Source organism: Sphingobacterium sp. JUb56 (assembly GCF_014191365.1).
In the GTDB taxonomy this organism is placed as follows: Bacteria; Bacteroidota; Bacteroidia; order Sphingobacteriales; family Sphingobacteriaceae; genus Sphingobacterium; species Sphingobacterium anhuiense.
Genome location: NZ_JACHWL010000003.1, coordinates 164,816 through 189,941, shown reverse-complemented (window position 1 = coordinate 189,941; position 25,126 = coordinate 164,816). Strand labels below are relative to the sequence as shown.

24 protein-coding genes are annotated in these 25,126 nt (G+C 31.6%); all 24 read right to left on the bottom strand.

The window, feature by feature from the left end:
* Window positions 1-26: 26 nt before the first annotated feature.
* Complete coding sequence (locus tag FHR29_RS25095; protein WP_183918073.1) at window positions 27-1,148, bottom strand: EpsG family protein; 1,122 nt, start codon at window positions 1,146-1,148, stop codon at window positions 27-29.
* Between the two features lie 41 nt (window positions 1,149-1,189).
* Window positions 1,190-2,392: a hypothetical protein gene (locus FHR29_RS25090; RefSeq protein WP_183918071.1), complete on the bottom strand. Its 1,203-nt coding sequence runs from the start codon at window positions 2,390-2,392 to the stop codon at window positions 1,190-1,192.
* Window positions 2,392-3,549: a polysaccharide pyruvyl transferase family protein gene (locus FHR29_RS25085; RefSeq protein ID WP_183918070.1), complete on the bottom strand. Its 1,158-nt coding sequence runs from the start codon at window positions 3,547-3,549 to the stop codon at window positions 2,392-2,394. The genes FHR29_RS25090 and FHR29_RS25085 overlap by 1 nt, the downstream gene beginning before the upstream one ends.
* Entirely contained in the window at window positions 3,549-5,015 is a 1,467-nt protein-coding gene (locus FHR29_RS25080; protein WP_183918068.1) for an oligosaccharide flippase family protein, read from the bottom strand. The genes FHR29_RS25085 and FHR29_RS25080 overlap by 1 nt, the downstream gene beginning before the upstream one ends.
* A gap of 8 nt (window positions 5,016-5,023) precedes the next feature.
* Window positions 5,024-6,241: a UDP-N-acetyl-D-mannosamine dehydrogenase gene (wecC, locus tag FHR29_RS25075; RefSeq protein ID WP_183918066.1), complete on the bottom strand. Its 1,218-nt coding sequence runs from the start codon at window positions 6,239-6,241 to the stop codon at window positions 5,024-5,026.
* Between the two features lie 3 nt (window positions 6,242-6,244).
* The gene (gene wecB, locus FHR29_RS25070; RefSeq protein ID WP_183918064.1) at window positions 6,245-7,363 is read right to left on the bottom strand and encodes a non-hydrolyzing UDP-N-acetylglucosamine 2-epimerase; all 1,119 of its coding nucleotides are present in this window, start codon (window positions 7,361-7,363) and stop codon (window positions 6,245-6,247) included.
* A 26-nt stretch (window positions 7,364-7,389) separates the two neighbouring features.
* Window positions 7,390-8,676 carry a nucleotide sugar dehydrogenase gene (locus FHR29_RS25065; protein ID WP_183918062.1) on the bottom strand — a complete coding sequence of 429 codons (1,287 nt, stop codon included), beginning with the start codon at window positions 8,674-8,676 and terminating at the stop codon, window positions 7,390-7,392.
* A 57-nt stretch (window positions 8,677-8,733) separates the two neighbouring features.
* Window positions 8,734-9,240, bottom strand: a complete 507-nt coding sequence (locus tag FHR29_RS25060) for an ArsR family transcriptional regulator (protein ID WP_183918060.1) — start codon at window positions 9,238-9,240, stop codon at window positions 8,734-8,736.
* Window positions 9,241-9,790: 550 nt separating this feature from the next.
* Window positions 9,791-10,759 carry a glycosyltransferase family 4 protein gene (locus FHR29_RS25055; RefSeq protein ID WP_183918058.1) on the bottom strand — a complete coding sequence of 323 codons (969 nt, stop codon included), beginning with the start codon at window positions 10,757-10,759 and terminating at the stop codon, window positions 9,791-9,793.
* 396 nt (window positions 10,760-11,155) lie between these two features.
* Window positions 11,156-12,067 (bottom strand): NAD-dependent epimerase/dehydratase family protein, encoded by a 912-nt coding sequence (locus FHR29_RS25050; RefSeq protein WP_183918056.1) that lies wholly within the window; start codon window positions 12,065-12,067, stop codon window positions 11,156-11,158.
* Between the two features lie 163 nt (window positions 12,068-12,230).
* The gene (locus FHR29_RS25045; protein WP_183918053.1) at window positions 12,231-13,055 is read right to left on the bottom strand and encodes a glycosyltransferase family 2 protein; all 825 of its coding nucleotides are present in this window, start codon (window positions 13,053-13,055) and stop codon (window positions 12,231-12,233) included.
* Window positions 13,056-13,206: 151 nt separating this feature from the next.
* Window positions 13,207-14,031 carry a 2OG-Fe(II) oxygenase gene (locus FHR29_RS25040; protein ID WP_183918051.1) on the bottom strand — a complete coding sequence of 275 codons (825 nt, stop codon included), beginning with the start codon at window positions 14,029-14,031 and terminating at the stop codon, window positions 13,207-13,209.
* Window positions 14,032-14,075: 44 nt separating this feature from the next.
* The gene (locus tag FHR29_RS25035) at window positions 14,076-14,669 is read right to left on the bottom strand and encodes an acetyltransferase (RefSeq protein ID WP_183918049.1); all 594 of its coding nucleotides are present in this window, start codon (window positions 14,667-14,669) and stop codon (window positions 14,076-14,078) included.
* Window positions 14,670-14,886: 217 nt separating this feature from the next.
* Window positions 14,887-15,699, bottom strand: a complete 813-nt coding sequence (locus FHR29_RS25030) for a glycosyltransferase family A protein (protein ID WP_183918047.1) — start codon at window positions 15,697-15,699, stop codon at window positions 14,887-14,889.
* 17 nt (window positions 15,700-15,716) lie between these two features.
* Window positions 15,717-16,814 carry an EpsG family protein gene (locus FHR29_RS25025; protein WP_183918045.1) on the bottom strand — a complete coding sequence of 366 codons (1,098 nt, stop codon included), beginning with the start codon at window positions 16,812-16,814 and terminating at the stop codon, window positions 15,717-15,719.
* Between the two features lies 1 nt (window position 16,815).
* Window positions 16,816-17,961 carry a hypothetical protein gene (locus FHR29_RS25020; RefSeq protein ID WP_183918043.1) on the bottom strand — a complete coding sequence of 382 codons (1,146 nt, stop codon included), beginning with the start codon at window positions 17,959-17,961 and terminating at the stop codon, window positions 16,816-16,818.
* Window positions 17,958-18,917: a glycosyltransferase family 2 protein gene (locus tag FHR29_RS25015; protein WP_183918041.1), complete on the bottom strand. Its 960-nt coding sequence runs from the start codon at window positions 18,915-18,917 to the stop codon at window positions 17,958-17,960. The genes FHR29_RS25020 and FHR29_RS25015 overlap by 4 nt, the downstream gene beginning before the upstream one ends.
* A 28-nt stretch (window positions 18,918-18,945) precedes the next feature.
* Window positions 18,946-19,995: a glycosyl transferase family 1 gene (locus tag FHR29_RS25010; protein WP_183918039.1), complete on the bottom strand. Its 1,050-nt coding sequence runs from the start codon at window positions 19,993-19,995 to the stop codon at window positions 18,946-18,948.
* Between the two features lie 206 nt (window positions 19,996-20,201).
* A complete protein-coding gene (locus tag FHR29_RS25005; RefSeq protein ID WP_183918037.1) occupies window positions 20,202-21,338 on the bottom strand; it encodes a hypothetical protein in 1,137 nt (378 codons plus the stop codon).
* Between the two features lie 77 nt (window positions 21,339-21,415).
* On the bottom strand, window positions 21,416-22,681 hold the full coding sequence (locus FHR29_RS25000; RefSeq protein ID WP_183918035.1) for an O-antigen translocase: 1,266 nt from the start codon (window positions 22,679-22,681) through the stop codon (window positions 21,416-21,418).
* Entirely contained in the window at window positions 22,681-23,781 is a 1,101-nt protein-coding gene (locus tag FHR29_RS24995; protein WP_183918033.1) for a DegT/DnrJ/EryC1/StrS aminotransferase family protein, read from the bottom strand. Before FHR29_RS24995 ends, FHR29_RS25000 begins: the two co-directional genes overlap by 1 nt.
* Window positions 23,774-24,313 (bottom strand): acyltransferase, encoded by a 540-nt coding sequence (locus FHR29_RS24990; protein WP_183918031.1) that lies wholly within the window; start codon window positions 24,311-24,313, stop codon window positions 23,774-23,776. The genes FHR29_RS24995 and FHR29_RS24990 overlap by 8 nt, the downstream gene beginning before the upstream one ends.
* Window positions 24,310-24,717: an FdtA/QdtA family cupin domain-containing protein gene (locus tag FHR29_RS24985; RefSeq protein ID WP_221197949.1), complete on the bottom strand. Its 408-nt coding sequence runs from the start codon at window positions 24,715-24,717 to the stop codon at window positions 24,310-24,312. Before FHR29_RS24985 ends, FHR29_RS24990 begins: the two co-directional genes overlap by 4 nt.
* On the bottom strand, window positions 24,710-25,123 hold the full coding sequence (locus FHR29_RS24980; RefSeq protein WP_183918027.1) for an FdtA/QdtA family cupin domain-containing protein: 414 nt from the start codon (window positions 25,121-25,123) through the stop codon (window positions 24,710-24,712). Before FHR29_RS24980 ends, FHR29_RS24985 begins: the two co-directional genes overlap by 8 nt.
* Window positions 25,124-25,126 lie beyond the last annotated feature (3 nt).

Genomic DNA, 25,126 nt, shown 5'->3' with positions numbered 1-25,126 from the left:
AGATTATTTATTAAGCGTGCAGAAAATCAATTTGAATAATTGCGAGATTGATCTTTGATCGTTTCACCAGTTCGCTTATTATATTCCTTTTTATTAAACTCATCCCTATAATTTCGGGGTAAATGATCTGCTGATAAAATGTAATAAATACTATTTGTGTATGGAATATATTGATAACTTGTCCATAAGGTTTTAAAAATGGTAAGCCCAATCAATAAATAAAGTATATATTTAAATTTAAAACTGGTAGATTTTATTATTATTACTAAACACACAGCAAAAAATAAACCAAAATACAGAGTTAACCTGAATCCAGTCGGAAACACCATTAAAATACGTGAAAGGAACATATAAAATAGCGCAAAGAAGAATAGTATATCACCGTATTTATTTTCAAGAATTATCTTCTTGTGATGTAATAAAACAAAAAACAAAAAGAACATAATTAATGAACCTAATGTAAATACAGCATCACTCGATTCTGCGACATAAATATTTAGTAGCTTATATGCAATAGCAGGAAACTTAGAGGCAAAAAAGCTTGAAAACTGATTGATTATATGTGGAAATAAACTGACAAGACAAGCAAAGAAATACCAAACAAATAGAGTGGTATTTGACTTATTTATTATTTTTTCTCTAAATATTACAAGTAAAGATAAAGCTATTGGAATGATTAAAGAAATGTGAAAGAAAAGGCACAATAATGCTACAGAAATAAATTTAAGATATTTTCTATCGATTAAATATCCTGTTGCCAAGACTAATATAATAGACCCCGTCATAAATCGTAAAGGGTTATCAACCAGCATAAACAGAAGATTATAATTTAACATTATAGCTAAAGCGACGAATTCACTAGTAGTAAATCTCCTGACAAACTTCAATACCGAATATAAATAGACACATTTGATAATACCTAGAAAAAGCCAAAAGTCTGGTATAAATTTTCTTACTAAATATATTAGATAATAAAAGCCTTTCTCATAATCCTTATCTAAAAGGTTTTTATCATATTCGTACGTATATAATTGCTCATAATGTCTCCAGTCTGTTCCAATTGTATAGCCAAAACATAAAAATATATATATCCAAATCAAAAAAAGCTTCTTGCCTAATAAGTGCTTTTGACCAGAAAGGTTGTCCATTACAATGCACAATATAAAAGTAATAATATAAAGCACCATTACTATAACTTATTATACAGATCCAAAATATTCATTTTATCATATGCCTCATTAAAGCTACTACTTTTTAGCTTGCAATTGCTATAGTCTTCATGAATTTTCTTTAACTCTTCGAATATACCATCAATGTCATTTATATCAGCGAAATACTGTACATAATTTTGCTTATATAAGTCGTTTAAAACCCCTATCTGCGGACTAATGCTAAATATTGGAATATTATTAGACATATAATCACCGACTTTTGTAGGCAAAAAGATACCCTCTTCACACGGGGCTTCAATAATTAAGGCAACATCATAGCCCTTCAATAAATCTAAACTTTCCTTATATTCAACTGGAGGCAATAAATTTATATTCCTGCTGTATTTTGAATTTTCCACAAGTTTTATTAGATCATTATCAAATATTCCTATAAAATCAAGTGTAATGTCATTAACAGTTCCTTTCTCCAATAAAAATCGGAAAAATGCTTCTACAATTGGTTTAGGATTACGAGGAGAACGAACATTGCCAGCATGGACTAATTTCAAGGTTCCAATATCTTTCTGTTCATTTAATGATTGTTCATAGGCTAAATGTGGAATTATAATCGATTTTTCCTTACTAGTATTGATATAGTTTAACATATAATCTCTAAGTCTTTCATTAGGGAAAATATGTTTATCAGCAAACTCCATCACTTTGATAATTTTTTTATAATAAAATGGCATCATAGCATTAACACCATGTCCATAAGGTAAAGGATATTTAATAGAAGGATAAGGATCATTCCATGTTGAAATCCACTTTAATCCATACTTCTTCTTTAAGTAATATCCGATTAATAAACTTGGAGAATCCTTAGTAATCACAAAATCATATTTGACATCTTTAAAAAAACTTTTATTGTTAAAGATCACCTCATAGGCCCAATGTGCACCTTTAAAAACTGTACCCCAAATAAGGTATACTAAAAGATGTTGAAATAGTGTTTTGATATTCAATTTATTGTCTACTTCTACTATAATATTCCTTTTAATTTTAACGTTTAAACTATCCAAAGTTTGAGATGAAGGATAATTATCCCACTTAATTTTTTTTGAAATTAAATCAATCTCATAACCATTATTGCTTAATAACTCCAAAAGCTTAATATTAACAATTGCCTCTGGGGAATTAACTGGGTATGAGCTTGGAGCTATAAAAAGTATTTTCTTTGACATTACGCTTGATTTTTTAACACATTGGAAATTTCAGTAATCATAGAATTAGCTCTAGTATTTAAAATTTGATAACTATTTCTTATTTGATCTTGATGTTCAGAATATGTTGATGATATATTTTCTATATTGATATCTATATCACTAATTTCATCTTCAGCATTCCAGTAATAAAATCCATTTACCTCATCACTAAGCGCTTGGAGTTTTGGATCTATTCCTAAACAAACTGTAGGTATACTTAAATTTACAGCAAAAATTGCTGCATGATATCTAGACGTAAGTAATACATCGCATTCGTTGAGACAACTATAGAAATTTTCAAAAGTATAATCCATTGGATGCCAAACTATTAATTCCTCAATTTGAATATCTTTAAGGCTAGTAATTTTAGCTACTAAATCCTCATCCTTATCCTTTGAAAATAAAAATATTTTAACTTTTCCAAAATTTTGAGTAGACAACCAATTCAAAATTTTATCATTGATAATATTTCCAACATCGCTATGGCTCCAGCTCCTGAGGACAATTCCTATTTGTAAAGGTGCGTTAGGCTCTCGATAATGACGAAGTTCATACTTTTTTCTAAACAAGTCAGTTAAACAAAGATCTGCGCCAAAAAAATAATCTTCTACCTGCCATTTCTCAAGATAAGCTTTTGATAATCTATCTCTGCAAAAAATTTTATCATATTCCTCTAACTGTTTTCTAACGGGCAATTCATCAGATAAAGATTCAAATGGACCTAGACCTATACCCAGCGCTATTTTTAAAGAATAGTCGGAATGTTTTCTAAATTTAGATCTTAAAAGTCTATAAATTAACATTGGTTCTAGCAAAATAGCTTTAGCATAAAGTGTTAATTTAGAGCTAAAATTATTTTTTTTATTACTGTTTTCAAATGAAAAAAATTGAGTACCACCTCCTAGAATATAAATATCTGATCTTTCGAATTTCGAAGCAGCAAGACTTAAGAATTCGACATCATTGTACATTTCAGTAAGATATTTCTCCTTTTTACAGACAATCTTTATTTCATATAATGGATTTACTTGTTTAAGAAGTTCCATTACCATTTCTAAAAGCAAATCATCGCCAACATTCGCATCACCATACGCTCCTTTTATAGTGACTCCTTTTCTTTTATTTTTATCTGTCATTATGAAAAACTTTTTGTATACTTTCTATACCATTTCCAAGTCGTAAAACAAATGATTATTATACTTATAATCAATAGAAATCCCCTAATAATCATAGATGTATCCAAAGCAAATAATATAAGAGCTGAAAACAAGATCCCCATATATAATAGGTTATTCCATGTTAAAACAAGTTTTCTATCAACTAATTTGTTCTTAATAAAATACGGTATAAATAGTAAAGTATTTAATAAATATGCTATCAAAAATGCAGCAGCCCTTCCTATAGCGCCATATTCAACAAAATAATAGCTCAAGCTTACAGCTGCTATTCCCCAAAAAGCATTACTAAAGACACTAAACCACATAAAGTTTCCAGCTGCAAAATTTCTTGCTATACCCTGTTTCTGAGAATTAACTACTGTAAATATTGAAACTAGAATTGTCGTTATGTACATGTCTTTATTATGATACTGCCCCCCAAAGAGAGACGAAAAGACTTCGGGCAAAAATACAGTTGGTAAGCAGATCATTAGTCCAAAAAAGAAAGGATGAATGATATTAAGAAAATCAAACTTTTTATTGCCTCCATTAAAATTTTTCATTGCATAGGGATAAAACACTTGTCCAACTACACCTAATAAAACCATGGAAATTTGTGAGTAATTATTACTAGCATTGAAAATTCCCATTTCATATAAACCATTGGAATTTCTTTTGATAAGAATACTGTTACAAACCAATACAATTGGATTAACCATTAAATTACTAATAAAAGCTGGCAGACTAAATTTTACTATAACATCAAAGTTATTTTTAATATTATTTAAGGAAAATCTAACACCATAATTTTTACAAATCCTTCTCAATAAAATAGCTGAACAGAACCATATTGAAAAACTTGTAATAAGTAAAGCAATGGCAAAACCAGTAACACCATAGGTAGTTGTCAGATATATAATTAAAGGAAATGATAGCAGCCCATTAACTATATTTACAATTGAAATAGATTTAAAATCCTCAAATCCAGCAAGAGCACCAGTTTGCAACCCATTTAATGAAGAGAAAAAGACTGCTATTGAGCAAAATAACATTGGAGTTGTAATCAAAGAATTTCCAGTCAGAAGTTCACAAAGTTGCTTATTAAATAGCAAGGAACTTACTAATACAAGAATTGCTAAAACAAATGAAAATATTCTCACCAAAGAGAATATTTCACTTGTTTTGCTGATATCTTTTGACAGGTTAATTGCTATATATTTTGTAGCAGTTACACCGAAACTTGCTAAACTAAATAGTGAAAAAGTTGTAATATATGATTGTAATACACCTATATTTCCAAAATCTGCAACTGAAAGATTTCTTGCAACATAGAACATCGCGAGAAAACCAAAGCCCTTAGATGCAACACTACCTAAAAAAGACCAAAAAACACCCTTAACTAATTTATTAGTGTACAGTGATTTAGCAATATCTTTTAAATTCATCAGCAGTATTAATAAGTTTTATTAGTGACTCCACAAAAGTCTATTACAATCTTATTATTATCAATTTCTAAGGTCTTGAATTCATTATGAGCTACTAAAAACACGATAATATCCGCTTTTTCGATAGCAACATTATAAGCAGTTAATTTAAAAACCTTATGTTCATGAACATTAGGTTCAACAATAAACATATCTGCATCTCCTGAATCTTGCAACACTCTCTCTGCAATGTGAATTGCTGGAGATTCTCTTAGATCATCAATATTTGGTTTAAATGCCAATCCCATAATAGCAATGGAAGGTTGACGACCATTTTTAATTTCAAATTCTAGACGAGCTGTTTTGACTTTCTCTGCACACCAAAAAGATTTATAATTGTTAGTTTCTCTTGCTTGGGCAATCATACGGGATTCCATCGGGAAATCTGCGGTTAAAAAGTATGGATCTACAGCTATACAATGACCTCCTACACCACAACCTGGTTGTAAAATATTTACACGAGGATGCTTATTTGCTAAACGGATTAAATCCCATACGTTTATGTCTGCTTTATCGCAAATTAATGATAACTCATTAGCAAATGCAATTTGGGAATCACGAGAAGCATTTTCCGTTAATTTACACATCTCAGCAGTACGTGCATTAGTTTCATGTAGTTCACCTTTTACAAATTGACTATAAAAGTTTAATGCTTTTTTTGTAGACTCATCATTAACACCACCTATTACGCGGTCATTATGTACCAATTCATACATCACATTTCCAGGAAGAACACGTTCAGGACAGTAGGCTAAATATATTTTACCTTCTAATTCTGGTCGCTTAGAAAAAATAAGTGCCATCATTTTTTCAGTAGTCCCCACTGGCGAAGTTGATTCAATAATATACAAATCTCCCTCTTTTAATAATGGGATAATACCTTCTGTTGCAGCTTGTACATAAGAAATATCAGGTTGATGATCACCTTTAAAAGGAGTTGGCACAACTACAAGATAGGCATCTGCTTCTATAGGTTTCGTCCCAGCTTTTAAATAACCCTCTGATACAGCTTTAGCTACAGCTTTATCCAACTCAGGTTCCACAATATGTATCTTTCCGGCATTAATTGTATCAACGACATGTTGAGAAATATCAACTCCATAAACAGGAATTTGATTATTTGCAATCAAAGCAGAAGTGGGCAATCCTATATATCCCAGTCCAATGGTAACTACTTTTGGATTCATATCTTATTTTGTGTTTTTTATAAAATTAGCTATTCTTTGACATGCTTTACCATCTCCATAAGGATTGTGCAACGCTGTCATTGTATTATAACGTTCTGTATCGCTCAATAACGATTCACACTCTTTTACAATTAAGTTTTTATCTGTACCTACCAAAATAACGGTACCTGCATCAACAGCTTCTGGTCTTTCAGTAGTATCGCGCATTACTAATACCGGTTTACCTAAACTTGGCGCTTCCTCTTGAACACCTCCAGAATCAGTGATAATTAAATAAGATTGATTCATTAACCATACGAAAGCTGGATATGCCAAAGGATCTATTAAATGAATATTTTTAATACCTGATAAAATTTCATATACCGGTCCTTTTACATTTGGATTTAAATGAACAGGATAAATTATCTGAACATCCTCATGATTTAAAGCGATCTCTTTTAATGCTTCACAGATATTTATAAAACCTTGACCATGGTTTTCACGTCTATGACCTGTCACTAAAATTAACTTCTTAGATGGATCAACAAGTTGTTTCAAAGTTTCAATTTCCGCATTTTCTAAATTCTTGACGCGTTCAGAACTATCAATTAATGCGTCTATAACTGTATTTCCAGTGACTAGAATAGCATCTTTATTAATATTTTCATTCAACAAATTTTGTTCAGAAGCAGTGGTAGGTGCAAAATGAAAATCAGCAATCCTACCTGTCACTTGGCGATTGATCTCTTCTGGAAAAGGAGAACGCTTATTATGAGTCCGAAGACCAGCCTCTACATGACAAACTTGAGCGCCAGAATAAAAAGCCGCAATACCAGCTGCCATTGTGGTACTGGTATCACCATGAACATACACATAATCAGGTTGATACTCTTCTAAAATCGGTTTTAAACCCGTAATAATATCCGCTGTCAAGGAATATAAATTTTGATTAGGCTTCATTAGATCCATATCATAATCTGGCGTAATATCAAAAAACTCTAAAACCTGATCTAACATTTCACGATGTTGTGCCGTTACACAAACTTTTGTATCCAATTCTGGATGCTTTTGAAATTCTTTAACTAAAGGAGCCATTTTAATGGCCTCTGGCCTAGTTCCAAAAACAATAAGATTTTTTTTCATTGTAAATATTTATACTAGTTTAAATTTTATAATCTGCCATCAACTTGAGATCTGTCCAAGCAAGCTTTTATATCAAATAATACAGATTTTTCCTTCCTTAAAATTGCTAAATCCATTATCAGGAATTCATTATGAGAAACCGCTAGTATGATAGCATCATATTGAATATCCATATCCAAAGAGGATAAAATATCAACCCCATACTCATGTTTCACTTCTTCTTGATTCGCCCAAGGATCGTAAATATCAACCTTAACACCATATTCTATTAATTCGTTGTACACATCAACCACCTTTGTATTACGAACATCAGGGCAGTTTTCTTTAAAAGTGATCCCTAAAATTAATGCATGTGCAGTGCTAACATTAATATCCTTTTTAATCATCAATTTTACAACTTTAGAGGCTATAAATTCTGCCACAGAGTCATTAACACGTCTACCGGATAAGATTACATTTGGGTGGTAGCCCAACTGAACAGCTTTATGCGCTAAATAATAAGGATCAACTGAAATACAGTGCCCCCCTACTAATCCTGGTTTATATTTAAGAAAGTTAAATTTAGTACCTGCGGCTTCCAAAACATCATTGGTGTCTATTCCAATTCTATCAAAGATCAAAGCCAACTCATTCATAAAAGAAATATTAACATCTCTTTGAGCGTTTTCAATAGCTTTAGATGCTTCCGCAACCTTAATGTTTGGCGCTTTATGCGTTCCAGCTGTTACAATAGTTTTATATAATTGATCCACCTCTTCAGCAATCTCAGGTGTTGAGCCGGATGTTACCTTTTTAATTGTTGTTAGTGTATTCACTTTATCACCAGGAACGATACGTTCCGGCGAATATCCCACGTAGAAATCTTCATTAAACTTAAGTCCGGAAAACTTTTCCAATACAGGTACGCAATCTTCTTCTGTACAACCAGGAAAAACAGTTGATTCATAAATAATAATATCACCTTTTGAAATCACCTGTCCTAACATTTCTGTTGCTTTAAGTAGCGGATTCAAATTTGGGGCATTATAACGATCAATGGGAGTAGGGACAGTCACAATAAAGATTTGAGCATCTGTTAAATCTTGTACATTACTAGATGCTATATATCCTTTTTTAAAAGATGTATTTTTTGCCAAAATTAAACCAGCATTCAATTTTGATAAATCTGCTTCTAAAGTTCGATCTTTTCCTTGATTTAATTCACGGACCCGTTCTTTACTAATATCAAAGCCAATGACGGGGAAATGTTGTGAAAATTCTAGAGCTAGCGGTAATCCAACATAACCTTGACCAATAATTGCTATTTTTTTCATGTAAATGCTAATTTCTAATATTATTAACTTTCAACAAGACATCTTTATTCAAAACTCTTATTTCGTAAATAAATTGATACTATGCGCCTCTATAGGCAGCACATTGAAATATAGTTTTATGTCCTTATTTAACTTTACTCCAACCTTCGCCGCTAACTGCAATAAATATGCCTGATTTAAATCTTCACCTAAAATTAAAACCTCAATTTCTCCCGAATCTAGCCCTTTAGCATAATCACCAATCAAGCTTACAGACTGAATATCACCAGATTTATCAAGAACATGATCAACTATCTCATCGATTCCCAAAAAAGTGTGAATTAATTTTTGAAGTGGTTTAAATAAGGAGTGCTGTGTATTAGCGCGATAAAAAATTTTGTTTCTGTCTGTATTCTTATCAAGATATCCAGCTTCTGCCAACTGATTCAATTCTTTTCGAATAGCATTGGTAGATTCTTGAAATTCATCAGCCAGTCCGCGTAAATAACCTTGGTTATTTGCCGAAACAAAAAATTTGATCAGAAGTTTTAATCTCGTTTTTGAAGTTATTAGCGAGTCTAGCATAAGGTTGATTAGTCTTTGAGTAACAAAAGTACTCATCAAGAATTAAATCTCCAAATTAAAAATTTGTTAAGAATTTTTAAAGTCTATGATCTGCGATAATGATGAGTGGTATAAACTACATACTATTTTTTACAAACCAGCTTTTAGCTAGCCCTTAACCCCAATAACCTTTCACTCTTCCAAAACTTGAATCATCCCTGCATTAGAAAAAGGATTGTACAGTATAGGTGCAGATGAAGTGCAACTACGAAAAAAGTAATAGTAGGTACGAACAAAATTCGTAAAATAATAACCAAAAAATAAGCAGCTATTATAAAAATAGCCGCTTATCTGACTGTGTTTAACAAAGTTTATATGATAAATCCTTATTATCGGAGTCATAACACAATTATTGACAAATCGAATCCCTCCTCTTTCATCTTGAGCAATACCGCCTATAATGCTTTTAATCTTAATTTACTAAAAAAGATACTAAATAATTGCTTCCTATCTATAAAGAATTGGATAATTTTGTGCAACAATAGTAGATAGAGGGAAACTTAAACCTTGATTATTTAGCTAATTTGAGTACGTATTGTCTGATAATGTAATTCTTCAACGCTAAATACACTGCACTTAGGGATACTACAATCAAAACTGCAAAAAACCATTTAATCTTACCGTCAAACTGAGCAAAATAAATGACTGCTATACCTAAAATTAGTTGAAGAGCGCCATACATTCCCGATATTAGTAACCTATTGTAACCTGCTTCATTCGCGAGATACTGATACAAATGTGTTCGATGACCCTCCATAATATTCTCTCCAAGATATAAACGACGTACAATAGACCAAACGGCATCAACACCGTAAACCGCAAGAAATAATATGTAAATAAAATCACCTGTTTTAAATATCAAAGTACCTAAAGCAAATAATAAGATATATGCAATTCCTACGGAACCGACATCACCTGCAAAACATTTTGCTTTATTGCGAAAGTTAAAAAATGCGAAAACGAGAATTCCCATTAATGTATAGATAAGAAAATCTTGTGCTATAAATTGTACCGTTTGATTCACATAGTATAAAAGTACACAAACGACTAGGCTATAAAGAGCTGTGATACCGTTAATACCATCCATAAAATTATAGGCGTTTATTACTCCCACAACAATAACGAACGTGACAATAATATAATACCAAGGTGGAGAGAAAATTCCCATCTGGAAAGCCAGCAATAAAACAGAAGTAAAATGAATTGCCAATCTTAACCGTGTAGAAATTTCTAAAATATCATCCAGAAAAGAAATGGTCGCCATAAGTGTTAAACCTAGCATAAACCACGGATATGAGAATCCAGATTGAATAAAAAATATAAGTATAGCGATATAAAAAATAATCCCTCCTCCGCGCAAAGTAATCTTACTATGCGAAGAACGCTGATTGGGCTTATCAATAATATTGAACTTATCGGCTACCTTGAAATACAAAAGCTCGAGTACAAATAATAATATAACGGTAAAGATATACGCCATAAATCTAGTTAACATTTAAAGGTGCAAATATACTTATAATTGCTTTATATATTTACTTAACGTTAAATCTATTTAAAACGTTACAGGCAATTTGAAAAAATTCTCAATTATGCGATTTTAAAGCATTAAGAGCCATATTTTTAATTACGAGCTTTGTAACAATTCGTATTTACTATTGATGTTCTTACGAAATTTGACTAACTGGAGACTTGAGATCAACCTCATCATACTATTACAACCGTTTGATTCAAAAAATTTAGATAAATAAAATCTATTATAATTAAGCAGAGGTGATATATTAATAAGACTTTAAAAATTCTTAAAAATAATCATCTCATGTAAAATAAATAACCGCTTTTATAGAATTCTAAAATTTCCTCTCAAGAAAGATTAAGTTCATTTTTTTTCGCCAAATGATCTGATCGTTATCTCTAATCCTTTTTGAGCAGTTAAAGGTAAATTACTGATCGTAAGCGTATTTTTTATATGTTTGTTTGAAATTAACAAATTACTTGTCATCTTTTTTAACCGTCTTGTATTCAACGGAATCGGAATTACATCACCAATTTTAGCAAGGCCTTTTATCAAAGATTTTGGGATCGAGAAATTCATGGTATTTTTACCTGTTACATTCTTAATAACATTAATAATCTCGGCCGTCGAGATGGGTTCATCATCTGAAATATGATAAATACCGGTTGCCAATTTATGGTTATGCTCAACTATTTGCTCAATAAAATAACAAAAATTTCCGATCGAAATAAACGACCGCTGATTATTAAATGCAGCAAGAGGATAAGGTACCCCTTTTGAAATGAACTTATACAATAATCCTAAATTTCCCTTGTCACCTGGCCCATGTACCATTGGAGGACGAAGGATAATCAATTTTTTATCTGATGGTAGTTCTTGTTTGAGTAGCCATTGTTCAGCTGCTCGTTTAGATTTTCCATACCAAGAAACTGGGTTGCATTCATCTTTTTCAGACAGAGCTTTATCTGACTCGAATTCTTCTAGTGCGGCAAGAGAGCTTATGTGAATTAAAATCTTTGCATTGGATGATAAGAAAATTTGGAAAGCCTTCTTGGCAAGTTCAACATTAGCTTGAAAATAATCATTCTCTGTTGCAGTACCACTATGATCATGAGCTTTACCAACTAAATTAATAATGAAGTCTGCAGTAAAGCTTTTATTCATTACATCAAGATTACGCATAGACAAGAATTCAAGGTCAAATATTCCAGCTAATTGATCACTTATATTTTGGCCTATAAAACCGCTTTTCCCACCTAAAATCAATATTTTCATACTATTTCTTATCATAACATACATTTTTCAATAATGTATCAATTCTTAACAGTTCTACGCTCATAACTATCAACCTCTACCTATGTTAGGTGCAAGTTTACACCACGCTATCAAATACATCATAAGAACCCAGAATATTCAAATACCCCTATGACCTATTGTATTAAGATTTCAATCTCTCAAGAATTGATTTATTAATCCATCTTCTCTTTTTATCAAAAAACCACCCCCATTTATTAAAATAATATATTGCGGATTGCATTCCAATTTTCGTTAACCGCCACGACTTGTGCGATCCTTTTTCAAAGTGATGATAAATATGCACTTTGGGATAAAAAACGGTACGGTATCCTCCATCAATCAATCTGCGACACAAATCTGTTTCTTCTCCGTACATAAAAATACCTTCATCAAAAAGGCCAATCTCCTTAAGCGCAGACATACGCAGATACATAAAACATCCGGAAAGGTATGGCACATCCATAACTTTATTATAACCCGTAAACCGAAGCTCAAAAATATTATTTCTTTTCTCGACGATATCTTTAAATGGATTAAACCTCCGGCCGATCCAATCGTATGGAGTGGGCAAAAGTTTGCAAAGGTGCTGAATATCATTATTGGGGTACAATACCTTTGGCATAATATTACCAATTTCACGATTGTCTTCCATATATTTGGTCAGCTCTTCTAAAACACCTTGTTCGTAATAGACATCTGGGTTTAATACAAGATGGTAGTCGGCATTATCGCGAATTGCTAATTTGACCGCAATATTATGAGCGGCACCGAATCCCGGATTTGAAGGATTATGTATATAAATGACTCTTTCATCATCAATAATATTCTTGAGCTTATCAGTTGGTGAATTATCTATCAAATAGAGTTTTACATCCAGATCTGTCTTTAAAAATGAATCAATAGCAGCCCTCAGAATCTGCTCGTCATTCTGATATAAGACTATCGAGCCATTAATATTAACTTTCATTTATATATTGTTTTTCATTCCACTAAAAAAGTGAGTATAATACAAAGCATATGAACAAACTTTTATAACCATTTACAATTCTTTTATAATATAGAATTGTAAATGGTTAGTGCAAAATATTCCGCAAAATTATAGCAGTGTTATTTAAATATTACTGATTATCTTCTTTCTTTTTATAAATATGGTCAGTTTTAACTATTCTCTTCCCAGTAATTTTTCGAACCGTCTGTCTAAGAAAAGCATCTGCTCGGAGAACTACATTCTTTATTGGTTCCTCTGGTCGACCATAGAAAGAAGTGACATGAAAGTATTCACTTGATTCAACCGGCTTTTCAGAAAAATAATAATTAGAAACACAACATCTTTTTTCATCTACAACAACTTTACTGACAGAATGAATAGAAGTTTTATTTGTGATCATTAACACTAGTCTATTAGATTTTGAAAGAATGACGCGGCTTTCTCCTTCTACTCCTTTATCCCATAATTCAAGATTTCCTCCATTTTCCAATCTCCAATTTGGCGATACATAATATAACAAATTAAGCACTCGATAACTTTCTCTATTATTATCATGCGAATTATCTAGATGAGGATTTAAGAAATTACCTTTTGACATTAGACTAATTCCTCCTGCATATAAATTAGCATCTGGTTCCATATCCTTAATTCCCGTAATCTCTTCGACAATTTGAACAACTCGTTCGTCTTGAAAAGCAAAGACAATCTCCTCTAAAAGAGGGTTATATAAATCCATTTGTGCAGCAATTCGCTTATTTTCTCTTAATGATTTGTATATTTTCATTTCCTCTGGAGAAGGGAAAGCAGCATATATTTCTTGTACCAAATCTTCAGGAAGTAAATTATCTATCGCGCAAGAGTTTATCCGACCTTTTTGATTAAACTCTTCTTTTAGAGCGATAACGTTTGCTGACAGCTTTTCAGCTATTAAAGTAGCATACTCATACCTTTTCATATCATTAAATTATATTAAATACCTAAATAAAAACCAAATCTAACTTAAGACGTAGCTTCCCACTGTTCTTTTTCAAAATTGTAAGCTTTTATAACTCTAGCAGGACTTCCTACTGCAATACAATAATCAGGAATGTTCTTGGTTACGACAGATAATGCCCCAATGATTGAACCTTTACCAATAGTAACACCAGATAAAATACAGACACCCTCACCAATCCACACATTATCACTAATAATCACAGGCTTAGTTGGACGTTCACGACTATTAGGAGTAGATAATGGACTATCCTGATTAGGTCCTGAATAAGTACCATGATTTAAATCGGATATAAATACACGACTCGCTATTAATACATCATTTCCAATATCTACACATTCACCAGCAGCAATATGTACATGATCATTAATTTGTACATCATTTCCAATGTGGAGACATTTTCTTTTGGGGTCATGAATTGGATGAGCTTCAAAACGACAACCAAAGCCAGTTGTCAAATTTTTCCCGATATTAATTAAATAATTATTCCTCACATCAAAAGGTAATCTAATTAATCTAGCTTTAGGATAAAATATTTTTGTAAAAAGCAGTGAAAAAATTAGCTTTATACTTCCGACAACACCATAACGTTTATACATATTCAACTTAAACAATTAACAAATCAACCAATCTTTTGATAAACAAAAGAAAATTTTTATTCCAATAACTACAGTTAGTGAAATTATTATAACTTAAACAAATACAAATATAACAAATAAGGGGAAATTCAATTCTGATGAATAAGTATTTTAATAAAAGCACTTACACATACTGCATATTTTTTTATATAGAATAAAACTACTAGAAAATGAATATTTAGTTTCTTTTACTCCTTATTTTAACAATCCACACCCTTCTCATATATTTCATTATAGAGAATAACGAAAACAAACCATATTTTGCGACATGAATAATACCCATCGAATAGGCCAATTTGATATTCTTAAGCTCACCTTTCTCCATTGCCCATAAGTTACTGGATAACCCAGACTCTCCAAAATGATGCTTACGCCCACCGGTTATTACTAAACTTTCATTTAACAAAAAACAATTATACTTATCTGCTATTCGGATAAAATAATTACCTTCCTCAGCATACCTTTGGGTTTCATCAAAATAACCAATATCTTCTAATATTATTCTTCTAAAAATAACGGTTGGAGTTACGAAGACAAATTTTAACAAAAGATCCTTTGCCGATATCTTGCTTAAATTATCCAAACGACGAAAACCTATGCGATCAAAACGTTCATCATTTCTAGTAGTGCCTAAGAAATCAATTTTTGGGTTTTCAAATAAAACTTGTAATTGTTTTTCTAATTTATTAGGTAGCCAAACATCGTCCGAATCCAATAAACATATCCAGTCACCTTTACAGCGCTTCATGCCTTCATTTCGAGCACGTGATACACCACTATTCTCCTGACTCACTAAAACAATTTGTAAATCTTTATGTTCCAAAATATAAGATTCAACCAATTGTTTTGAATTATCTATAGAACCATCATTCACAATTATAATTTCTAAACTTTCTTTCCAGGTTTGTTCATAAACACTATCCAAAACCCCTATTATTGACCCAGAGGCATTATACATCGGAATAACAACCGATACTTGTACGTTATTCATTTTACATTAATTATAAATTACCCAATCTCTACCGGCAATTCTTTGTTAAAAATTGTTTTATACGGAACATATAAATCTTCATAAAAAGAAACATTGCTTTTCAATCGCATTAAATAAAACAGCATTATACATAAAAGCACCAAATTACGGTTAGATCTATATTCAAAACGCAAAATGAAATATGGAATCATTAAAAACTGAAAGTATTCGTAATACTGAGACATACGAGCTACAGACACGGATACTGGTGTTACTATGATAAATAGACACATCCCTACAAAATATATATTGAGCAAACCGCGAAATGTTACATTCTCTTTATACAGGTCATAATAAAAACCGACGATTAATAGTAAAAGTAACACGCGATAACTTGACCCAATTAACATAATCTGAAAAGCTGAACGAGTTGTGTCTTCCGCATATTCAGAACCTGCTTCAGCATATGCAATCGCTTTTTCGGATATGATACCCAAATTGATCATGCCTAAAAAATTTAAACCAATTCCAAATATTGCTGAAAGAAAGAAAGACACTGTCATTCCAAGCAACAGTTGTTTTCGCGTAAAGGTTTTATTATATATAAAATATGCTGGAATGAATAATATAGCGGAGCGATGAAAAGAAAAGGCAATTAAAACACAGAGGAGAAATTTCCAGAATTTTCTTTCTGCAATGAAAATAAATGAAAATAAAGTGATTGCTAATGCCACATTAAAACGAACAAAAAATATGGAGCCCATATAAAATCCAAACCAGATCATTAACGAAACAAAAGGGGATATCGAGTATTTCTTAATGATATGGAAATGTAATCCATAAATTATAATTGCTTGTAAAATAAGAACAATAGTATAGTTATCACTGAACGACGCAACGAAATAGTTGAGATAATAAAATCCAGGTTCAAATGCTAATAAATAGAATACATTATCTACATTTTCAAATAAATTAATATATGATTGCCAGTCTGTTCCCCGCTCCCACCTTATACTTGCTAATACAAATAGTATGAAAAATGGTACAAATAAAATCTTCCGTAAAAGTGCAGAACCTCCGTTAATTTCAAAGAAAGCAAGTAGGGCAATTAAAATATAGATTAGATAGATGTACATTTTAAACTATTAATTTTATATGCGCACAGCTGAAAATCTTTCTCGCGTTTTCTAAATTAAAATAAAACTGTTCGACTTCAATTTCGTGGCGCAGAACTCTTTCAACAATAAGATACATATCTTCTATACTATCACACAAAAAACCGATTGCGCCACACGCTTCAAATATGGATTCAAAATAATCATTACGTAGCGCAATAAGCAATTTACCGTGCTCAATTGCATCAAATATCGCACCACTTGCTGTATATTTATACTGTGCGTTATTATAAAAAAATAAAATATAATCTAACTGGCTTACAGCTTGATTAAATAGTGACCGCTCTAAAAAAATATGTGCTGGAGAAGCAAATTGGATACTTGGATATGCATCCTTCGGAAAAGGATGCCACCCCACCAGATGAGCCGTAAACATATGATTATAGCGTTCACAAAAATCGCGTACCATTGTAGCGAAAATAGAAAACCCTTTTGCTTCTGAGGCTACCCCAACCCATCCAAAATGTACCACCTGACCTTCTTGTGAACGTCGAATCTCAACTTCATCGAATATATACGGATGAGGGATGCTCACAATATTGGGAAGCAATTTCGGATAATGAACAGTGAAATTCCGAACTATGGATGGTCCTAATAGGATTAATTTTAATGTGCTCGGTAATAAACCCGAAAAAAACGGCCGTAAAAAAGACGCATACCAAAACAAAGGACTTATCTTACGATAACTCGTAAATAGATAGCTCAATTCGCCATGACAAACCACATAAGTTTCTGTTTTTTGTATTTTTAAGATCATTTTCAAAAAAATACTAAAAACGGGATTCAAAGCTGGAAACATAATCCGATCGCGTCGGTATCTAAATAAATAAAAAATGTTTAGCAATGCTCCAAAACAGTATCTAAAAAATATGGCATAGAATGAAAGTCCTTTAAGTAAACACTTCTCCTTAAAGGTTACGCGTTCCAGCATTTCATGAAATTGACTATTATTTTTCAGCAGTTGCTTAATAGACTGTATAGCAGTCTTATCTGCAATGTAAGTTATAGGCCCCTCTGTGCTATTAAAAATAACATATAAAAAGGATGCATTAAACATTTCATGAAACCCGCCTATTGAAAATGTATCAATAACAACTGTTTTTCTCATCTGCTATTTTTTAATAGATTAATAAACTGTCGCCTTTTAATAATCCTAATATAGGTAAACCATAATTTAAAATTACCGATGTTTAATGTTGATTTTCTAATTAAATTCTGATATTCTGCATAGCTAATTTTAGCTCTTAAACTCACAATCTGCATAGAAATCCAGTGTAAAAATAAGGTATCAGAAATAACAATGTTATAATCTCTCGCTGTTGCTTGGATCCATTTAACATACTGAATAGCCGCTGCTATTTTCTTCTCTACAACAAGTATAGACTTACTGTCAGACGAAATATTGATACCACTATAACGCCAGTAAACATTAGTGTCTAAAATGCCAATCTGTCTATGATTCACTAAAGAATATAATAACCAGGTAGCATCATCAGATCCCCATGCCAGTGGAAAATCTATAAATCCAAATTTTTTATAAAAGGATCTGTGAAATATATACTCGACCGCAAAACTTCGAAAACCATTGCATGCTAATCTATTACGAATAAAATCAGCTGAACTTATAACATCTTTAAAATTATTGCGATAATCAAATTTTTCATAAAAAGGATTTAAATCTCCATTTTCATCAATGACTTGAGTATGAAACTTATATAGCATACAATTCTCATTAACTGAATCATAAAAGACCTGAACGGCATTTTTATCCATAATGTCATCATCGGAGAAAAGCCAGATCCATTCTTCATTTGACAAATCAACACAACGTTCCCACTGTTTTGTTAATGAGACAGCTCCCAAATTTGTTTCAAACCTACAATAAATTATAGATAGCTTATCTTCGAAACGAGCTACAATATCCCTAAGATCATAGGGGCTCGCGTCGTCACCAATATATACGGTAAACCGCAAATCACTTTGCTTACATAGAGAAGAAAGCGTTTCTTCTAAAAATTCAGCTTTATATGCAGGAATAATAATTGCTAATTTATGACCATTCATAATTAAAATATCTAAATAAGAAAATAAACTATAATGTGGCTAAATTAACTTTATTATTTTCAGACATTAACATTTGAATGATATCATTATTTTTAACACTCTTCTTGGGTTTAAGACCTTCAATATTAAAGCATTGAACACTTTCATATCCATATTTTTTGAAATCTCCTATATTATCACTCAATATAATAGGAGTAATACCATAATAAAGATATTCAATTAATTTTGTTGGGCACGCAACATTATTTACTAATATATCATCCCTAAGAACGAATCCATAATGACTTTTTAAATAGATAGGGAATAGTTCTTCAGGCTCTACAGACCTAACCATTATATGATGACCAGATGGGATATATGCATCTACTAAGGATTGCATTTTTGCTTGTTCTCCGGTTAGAATTAAAAAATTATAGTTACAAGAGCCAAGATTTTCAGCTATTATTTTAAGCATTAATTCAATATTCTGCCATTTTTGCGTATTACCAGAATAGACAATATTTACTAGATCATCCGCTTTCTCTGTATCAGAAAAATATTGATCTTTCTGTTGATTGTAAATATTCTCTGGAAAAATAGAATACCGCACAAATTTTGCATTCGTATTTATATATTTCGATTTAAAATGATTAATCATAGCGTCTGTAACGCACACAACTGTCAATTTTTTACGACTAAAGATAAATGACTCACATTTATTATAAATTATTGAACTAAATTTCCGGCCTTCCATTTCCAGCTCTTCAGGCACGACACCATGCGCATCAAAAATATATTTCTTATGGAAAAATAATAAGTAAAAAAGTGAATAAATCACATTATACAAAGAGTGGATATAAATTTTGGTTGATTTTGATATTAAACTCATTATAAAGAAAAAATCTAAAATGATATGACATCTGTAAATATCAACTAAATCTCCTTCCTTTTTGTGAAATCGTTTAAAAGCACGAATAGTAGAAAAGGACAAGTAAACGCGAGGGACATCACTAAAACAACGATCAACACTTGCAATTCTCTGAATCATACCGTCCTTCAAATTTTCTTTCTTGGGGTATGCCGCCAAAAATAATACCATTATAAAATATGTTTAATTTCTATATTTATTTTTTTATATCAATTACAATTTTAGAAGAATCTCCATTACCGTAGTTTTTTTTTAAACTCCTCATCATTTCGCGATGCTGAGCCCTAACACAGACCTTCGTTTCATAGCCTTCCTTTTTTAAAAAGCTTTTATAAGGGGAGCCATCTTTATAGCTTCTGATCGAGTACCAAAAATTATTAAATTCTGAACCATTTTTTTATTTTAAAATAAATTGATTTAATGATAAATAGCTGTCTATATTTACCAAAATTTGAATTATTTACATCTAATACACGAACATCTACAGCGGTTAAAAGTGAGCAAAATTTATTTACTATACTTTCCTCTGAATGCTGGGATAGAAAGTAATCATAACACTTCTTAGCATGAGTCGTAATTTCACCACTCTTTAAGTTATCCAAAATCGAACGTAAATCATGATTATATTTATTATTATCGTGAAATTCATCACCTACCGAATAACCTTCCGATTCATACAAATATCTAAAACGATTGTTGCTGGGAATTTCAGTAAAAGAAAAATCAACTAGAATTGTTGCAATACTTAATGAGGCGGCTTCTAATGCTGAAGTTCCCATGGCAAACATAAGATCAACATTCATAAGCATAAAATTGCGTAATTGTTCACCATTTAAGATACCTAAAAATTGAAGTTCAAGATTTTCATGAATTTTATAATTTTGAACCATTGTTTTTTTATCGCCATCACCAATGATATAAAATATAATTTTTTCATCCGGTCTTGTCTCCAAATAATGATTACAGTGCTCTAAGACATTAATTACTGCATTAACTTTTTCGATACAAAGCCTACCTAACCATCCAAGATGTAAAATCCTCGATTTAGTTTCTTGATATACCTTCATATCTATGGTATCTGAAGAAAATATTGGTAAGTAATCTACGTGAGATTGTTCAATAGAAAATAGTGCTCGTTGAATATCAAAATTTGGTTTATCCATAAAAAATAAACCTTTTTTGGCAATTAACGCTGTCAGATCTTGACCATATTTTTTATATGATATGGAAGGAATATGAGAAGGTAAAAAATCAACCGCTTCCTTTAATCCCAACGGGTGAATAGACCAGAACATAACATACACATCTTTATAAAAAAATCGTGCAGCTTGAAATATTGAGGAAAGAGGCGTCACTAAGAGGCTTCCACTCTCTAATTTTATGCGACGATTATTATCAAAAGGAATAATTTTTATATTATACAAATTCTTCTCTATTTCAGAGGCAACAAATCCATCTACATAATCAACATATTGTATCAAAATTTGGTTTGATTGGCTTAAATTAACTGCCAATCTCAGGAAAAGCATTTCAGCCCCCCCGATTATCTTACTTGGATAACAAAACGTCACGGTTTTGAACCTATCACTTATCACTTCTTATTCTCCTTTCCTTGAAATACTAATTTTCTGAAGTATATAATCATTAAGCAGAGATAGCCAAAATAATTAATACAAAAGGCTAAGGAAGAACCCTCTAACCCCATCAATCTGGTGAAGAATATACTTAGCAGTATATATGACCCAGAAAATAAAATTTCCGTAATAATATAAAATTTTGTTTTTGCTTGAGCGACCATTAGAAATGCCAGAACGTATGAACATATCTTAAAAAAATCACCTAATATTTGCCATTTGAACAAATGTTCCATCGGCAAGAAATCTTTAGTAAATAAAATTTCGATAATATATGTACGCATTAGAAATACAGATAAGCACAAGACTACTGTTACAGGCACTAATAATTTATACCCTCTAAATATCTCTTTTCTCAGTAAGGAAGTGTCTGAAATTGAAGATAATTTGGGAAGATAATAAGTAACTAAGGCCATATTAACAAATGTCAGGTAAGCATCTGATAGACGTGTCATACCTTGCCAAATACCCGCATCAGAAATTCCAAATTCTTTAATGATATAATTTCTGACCAAAATCTGGGAAACTGGAACAGTAAGTGCAGTTACTATTGCCATACTTGAATATTTAAATAAGCTCTTACTGATTTCTTTATCTACGGTACTAAATAAATAATCCTTATTTAACCAATACTCTTTTAATAATAGTAAGATGGATGTAAAGAAAACTAGTGTCTGAGATAAAATTAAAGCATATAGTGCTCCCTTTACTCCCCAATAATGTACTAAAATCAATGTTAAAATTAATCCAAAAACAGCCCCGACAGTATTAACAATTGTATAGCGACCTATCTTACCCAAACCATTTAGAATGGATACTAAAACAGAATTAAGAGAATAAAAAAATAGCGACAACCCTAAACAAATAATGACATCATAATAACCATCACTTCCAAACAAGAGCTGGGAAATGTAAGATGATAGTATAATAATTATAATCCCACATATTAAGGAACAGATGAGTGTAATTCGCGTTGCTGTAGAAAATAGAAGTTTCTGTTTTTTCTCATCATCTGCATATTCAGCTGTATACTTTATTATACCCGAATTAATGGCACCATTAGAAAATGTTAATATAATACTTAAAAAATTTGAAAAAGCCCCTACTGCAGCGATGCCGGAAGGACCAATAATTGATGCGACAATTTTTACAGAAATAAAACCTGATATGATCCTAACAAAAGATATAAAACCCGAATAAAGGGTGGTCTTTATTAACTTCATTAAAACTTATTGATCATATTAATTATCTGGTCAACCTCCTCATTACTTAATATCGGACTTATGGGTAAGCTTAACACTTGATCGTGAATCATCTCACTTAATGGAAAACTATGATTGTTCCAAAATTTATAAGCTTCTTGCTTATGTGGTGGAATAGGATAGTGAATTAATGATTGAACACCAAGTTCCATCAAAAACTGTTGTAGTAAATCTCGCTTCTGACATCGAATCACGTAAACATGCCAAACATGTTCACCGCCATCCTGAGGTGCAATAGGGAGTATAATTTTACTGTTCGTTATTTCATTATTATATCTTTCAGCAATTCTTCTTCTAATATTATTTTCATCATCTAAATATTTCATTTTAACATCTAATACAGCTGCCTGAATCTCATCAAGTCTTGAATTTAAACCTTGATATGTATTGACATATTTCTGATTCGATCCATAATTAGCTAAGGCCCGGATTGTATTAGCTAATTCGACATCATTACAAGTTACAGCACCACCATCACCTAAAGCACCTAAATTTTTGCCCGGATAGAAACTAAATCCAGCTGCATCTCCCAGGTTTCCTGTCTTTATACCATGCCACTCCGCACCTATCGCTTGTGCATTATCTTCTACAATTTTCAACTCGTATCTTTTAGCAAGCTGTACTAGCTTCTCTGAAAAAACAGCTCTTCCATAAAGATGAACAATAAGGATAGCTTTAGTTTTTGACGTAATTAAATTCTCGATATTATTAACATCAATATTATAGGTATCTAAATCTGGTTCGCACAATACAGGAACTAGACCATTATCGGAAATAGCCAATATAGAAGCTATATAAGTATTTGAAGGTACGATCACCTCATCTCCTTCACTCATGACGCCAAGCTCAATATATGCTCTAAAAATTAAACGTAACGCATCTAATCCATTGGCCACACCAATTGCATTAGGTGTCCCAATATAACTAGACAAATTTTTCTCAAAAGTCTTTACTTCATTTCCTAAAAGATACCAACCACTACGAAAAACTCTCAACAAAGAAGCTTCAATTTCAGCTTGATATTGCAAATTGACTGCCTGTAAATCTAGAAATTTAATCATTACCTAATTCTATAATTTTATGTGTAATTCCATTCTTATCTTTAAACCCTAAATCCAAAAGAACACCTTCTTTTGTGACATATCCCTTATGTTCGGCTGGGTTTCCATAATAAACATGAAAAGGGAGAATTGATTTTGTAACAACACTTCCTGCTCCAACAAAAGCGTACGCGCCAATAATATTTCCTGCTACAATTGTTGAATTTGCTCCAATCGAACACCCTTTACTAATAATTGTTTCCTTGAATGATTCGGGATATTGCTTTGATCTTGGCACTATATCGTTTGTAAATGTTACGTTTGGTCCAACAAAAACATCATCTTCGATACGCACTCCATCCCAAACTTGAACACCTGACTTTATGGTAACATTATCGCCAATAATAACATCATTTTCAATAAACACATTAAAATTGATATTACAATTTTTACCAATTTTAGCTCCTGCAAGAATAATTGAATACTGCCAAACCATAGTATCTTCTCCGATACAATTAGTGTGTACTTCAGCAGTAGGATGTACTTTTATCATTTATTACAATACTTTAAATAATCCTCGTAATTTCTTATATAATCAACTTCTGAGTAAGTATGAGATGCCAACACTAAACAAATAGCTCCCGAAGAAAAATTCATTTCACTAGCCCATATACCAGGAGGAATATGAAGTCCCATATTAGGTCGGTTCAAAAAAACTTGACGTTTATATTTACCATCATCCAATTGAACTTCAAAACTACCACTAGCAGCTATTAGAAATTGATGACATTCTTTATGGGCATGTGCTCCTCTACTCTCACCTCCAACAATATCAAAAAGGTAAAAAACACGTTTCACCGGAAAGATAAAATCACTGCTCTCCAAAACAGTAATATTTCCTTGGTCAGAATTGATCTTTCCTAAATCAATAACAGCACAATCATATATACTAGACATCTTCATCAACTTTAATCAATTGCATAAATTCTTCAAAATCCCTGATATAATCTGACTCTTCGAAATTTCTATCAGAAACTATTAATGCTAATGAATTAGTAGAAAAGTTATCTATTTTCCTCCACATCATGCGCGGAATATATAATCCAGAATAAGATCTATTCATTGAATAAGTCCGTTCTTCGTTTCCGTCGTGCAATACAACATCAAAACTTCCTGATAATGCTACAATAAATTCCTGTTGCTCTTTAAAAGCATGGCTTCCTCTTGTTTCTCCTCCAGGAACATCATATATCCAATAGGTTCTCTTTATCTCAAATGGGATTTGATGGTTATTTTCAAAAAAAGATAAATTGCCTCTTTTATCTAATATTTTCGGCAAATCAATAAGTTTAACTGTATTCATATC

Excerpts from the sequence above, each read along its gene's own strand:
- FHR29_RS25095 (WP_183918073.1), bottom strand. The coding sequence starts at position 1,148 with ATGGACAACCTTTCTGGTCAAAAGCACTTATTAGGCAAGAAGCTTTTT.
- FHR29_RS25090 (WP_183918071.1), bottom strand. The coding sequence starts at position 2,392 with ATGTCAAAGAAAATACTTTTTATAGCTCCAAGCTCATACCCAGTTAAT.
- FHR29_RS25085 (WP_183918070.1), bottom strand. The coding sequence starts at position 3,549 with ATGACAGATAAAAATAAAAGAAAAGGAGTCACTATAAAAGGAGCGTAT.
- FHR29_RS25080 (WP_183918068.1), bottom strand. The coding sequence starts at position 5,015 with ATGAATTTAAAAGATATTGCTAAATCACTGTACACTAATAAATTAGTT.
- wecC (WP_183918066.1), bottom strand. The coding sequence starts at position 6,241 with ATGAATCCAAAAGTAGTTACCATTGGACTGGGATATATAGGATTGCCC.
- wecB (WP_183918064.1), bottom strand. The coding sequence starts at position 7,363 with ATGAAAAAAAATCTTATTGTTTTTGGAACTAGGCCAGAGGCCATTAAA.
- FHR29_RS25065 (WP_183918062.1), bottom strand. The coding sequence starts at position 8,676 with ATGAAAAAAATAGCAATTATTGGTCAAGGTTATGTTGGATTACCGCTA.
- FHR29_RS25060 (WP_183918060.1), bottom strand. The coding sequence starts at position 9,240 with ATGCTAGACTCGCTAATAACTTCAAAAACGAGATTAAAACTTCTGATC.
- FHR29_RS25055 (WP_183918058.1), bottom strand. The coding sequence starts at position 10,759 with ATGGCGTATATCTTTACCGTTATATTATTATTTGTACTCGAGCTTTTG.
- FHR29_RS25050 (WP_183918056.1), bottom strand. The coding sequence starts at position 12,067 with ATGAAAATATTGATTTTAGGTGGGAAAAGCGGTTTTATAGGCCAAAAT.
- FHR29_RS25045 (WP_183918053.1), bottom strand. The coding sequence starts at position 13,055 with ATGAAAGTTAATATTAATGGCTCGATAGTCTTATATCAGAATGACGAG.
- FHR29_RS25040 (WP_183918051.1), bottom strand. The coding sequence starts at position 14,031 with ATGAAAAGGTATGAGTATGCTACTTTAATAGCTGAAAAGCTGTCAGCA.
- FHR29_RS25035 (WP_183918049.1), bottom strand. The coding sequence starts at position 14,669 with ATGTATAAACGTTATGGTGTTGTCGGAAGTATAAAGCTAATTTTTTCA.
- FHR29_RS25030 (WP_183918047.1), bottom strand. The coding sequence starts at position 15,699 with ATGAATAACGTACAAGTATCGGTTGTTATTCCGATGTATAATGCCTCT.
- FHR29_RS25025 (WP_183918045.1), bottom strand. The coding sequence starts at position 16,814 with ATGTACATCTATCTAATCTATATTTTAATTGCCCTACTTGCTTTCTTT.
- FHR29_RS25020 (WP_183918043.1), bottom strand. The coding sequence starts at position 17,961 with ATGAGAAAAACAGTTGTTATTGATACATTTTCAATAGGCGGGTTTCAT.
- FHR29_RS25015 (WP_183918041.1), bottom strand. The coding sequence starts at position 18,917 with ATGAATGGTCATAAATTAGCAATTATTATTCCTGCATATAAAGCTGAA.
- FHR29_RS25010 (WP_183918039.1), bottom strand. The coding sequence starts at position 19,995 with ATGGTATTATTTTTGGCGGCATACCCCAAGAAAGAAAATTTGAAGGAC.
- FHR29_RS25000 (WP_183918035.1), bottom strand. The coding sequence starts at position 22,681 with ATGAAGTTAATAAAGACCACCCTTTATTCGGGTTTTATATCTTTTGTT.
- FHR29_RS24995 (WP_183918033.1), bottom strand. The coding sequence starts at position 23,781 with ATGATTAAATTTCTAGATTTACAGGCAGTCAATTTGCAATATCAAGCT.
- FHR29_RS24990 (WP_183918031.1), bottom strand. The coding sequence starts at position 24,313 with ATGATAAAAGTACATCCTACTGCTGAAGTACACACTAATTGTATCGGA.
- FHR29_RS24985 (WP_221197949.1), bottom strand. The coding sequence starts at position 24,717 with ATGTCTAGTATATATGATTGTGCTGTTATTGATTTAGGAAAGATCAAT.
- FHR29_RS24980 (WP_183918027.1), bottom strand. The coding sequence starts at position 25,123 with ATGAATACAGTTAAACTTATTGATTTGCCGAAAATATTAGATAAAAGA.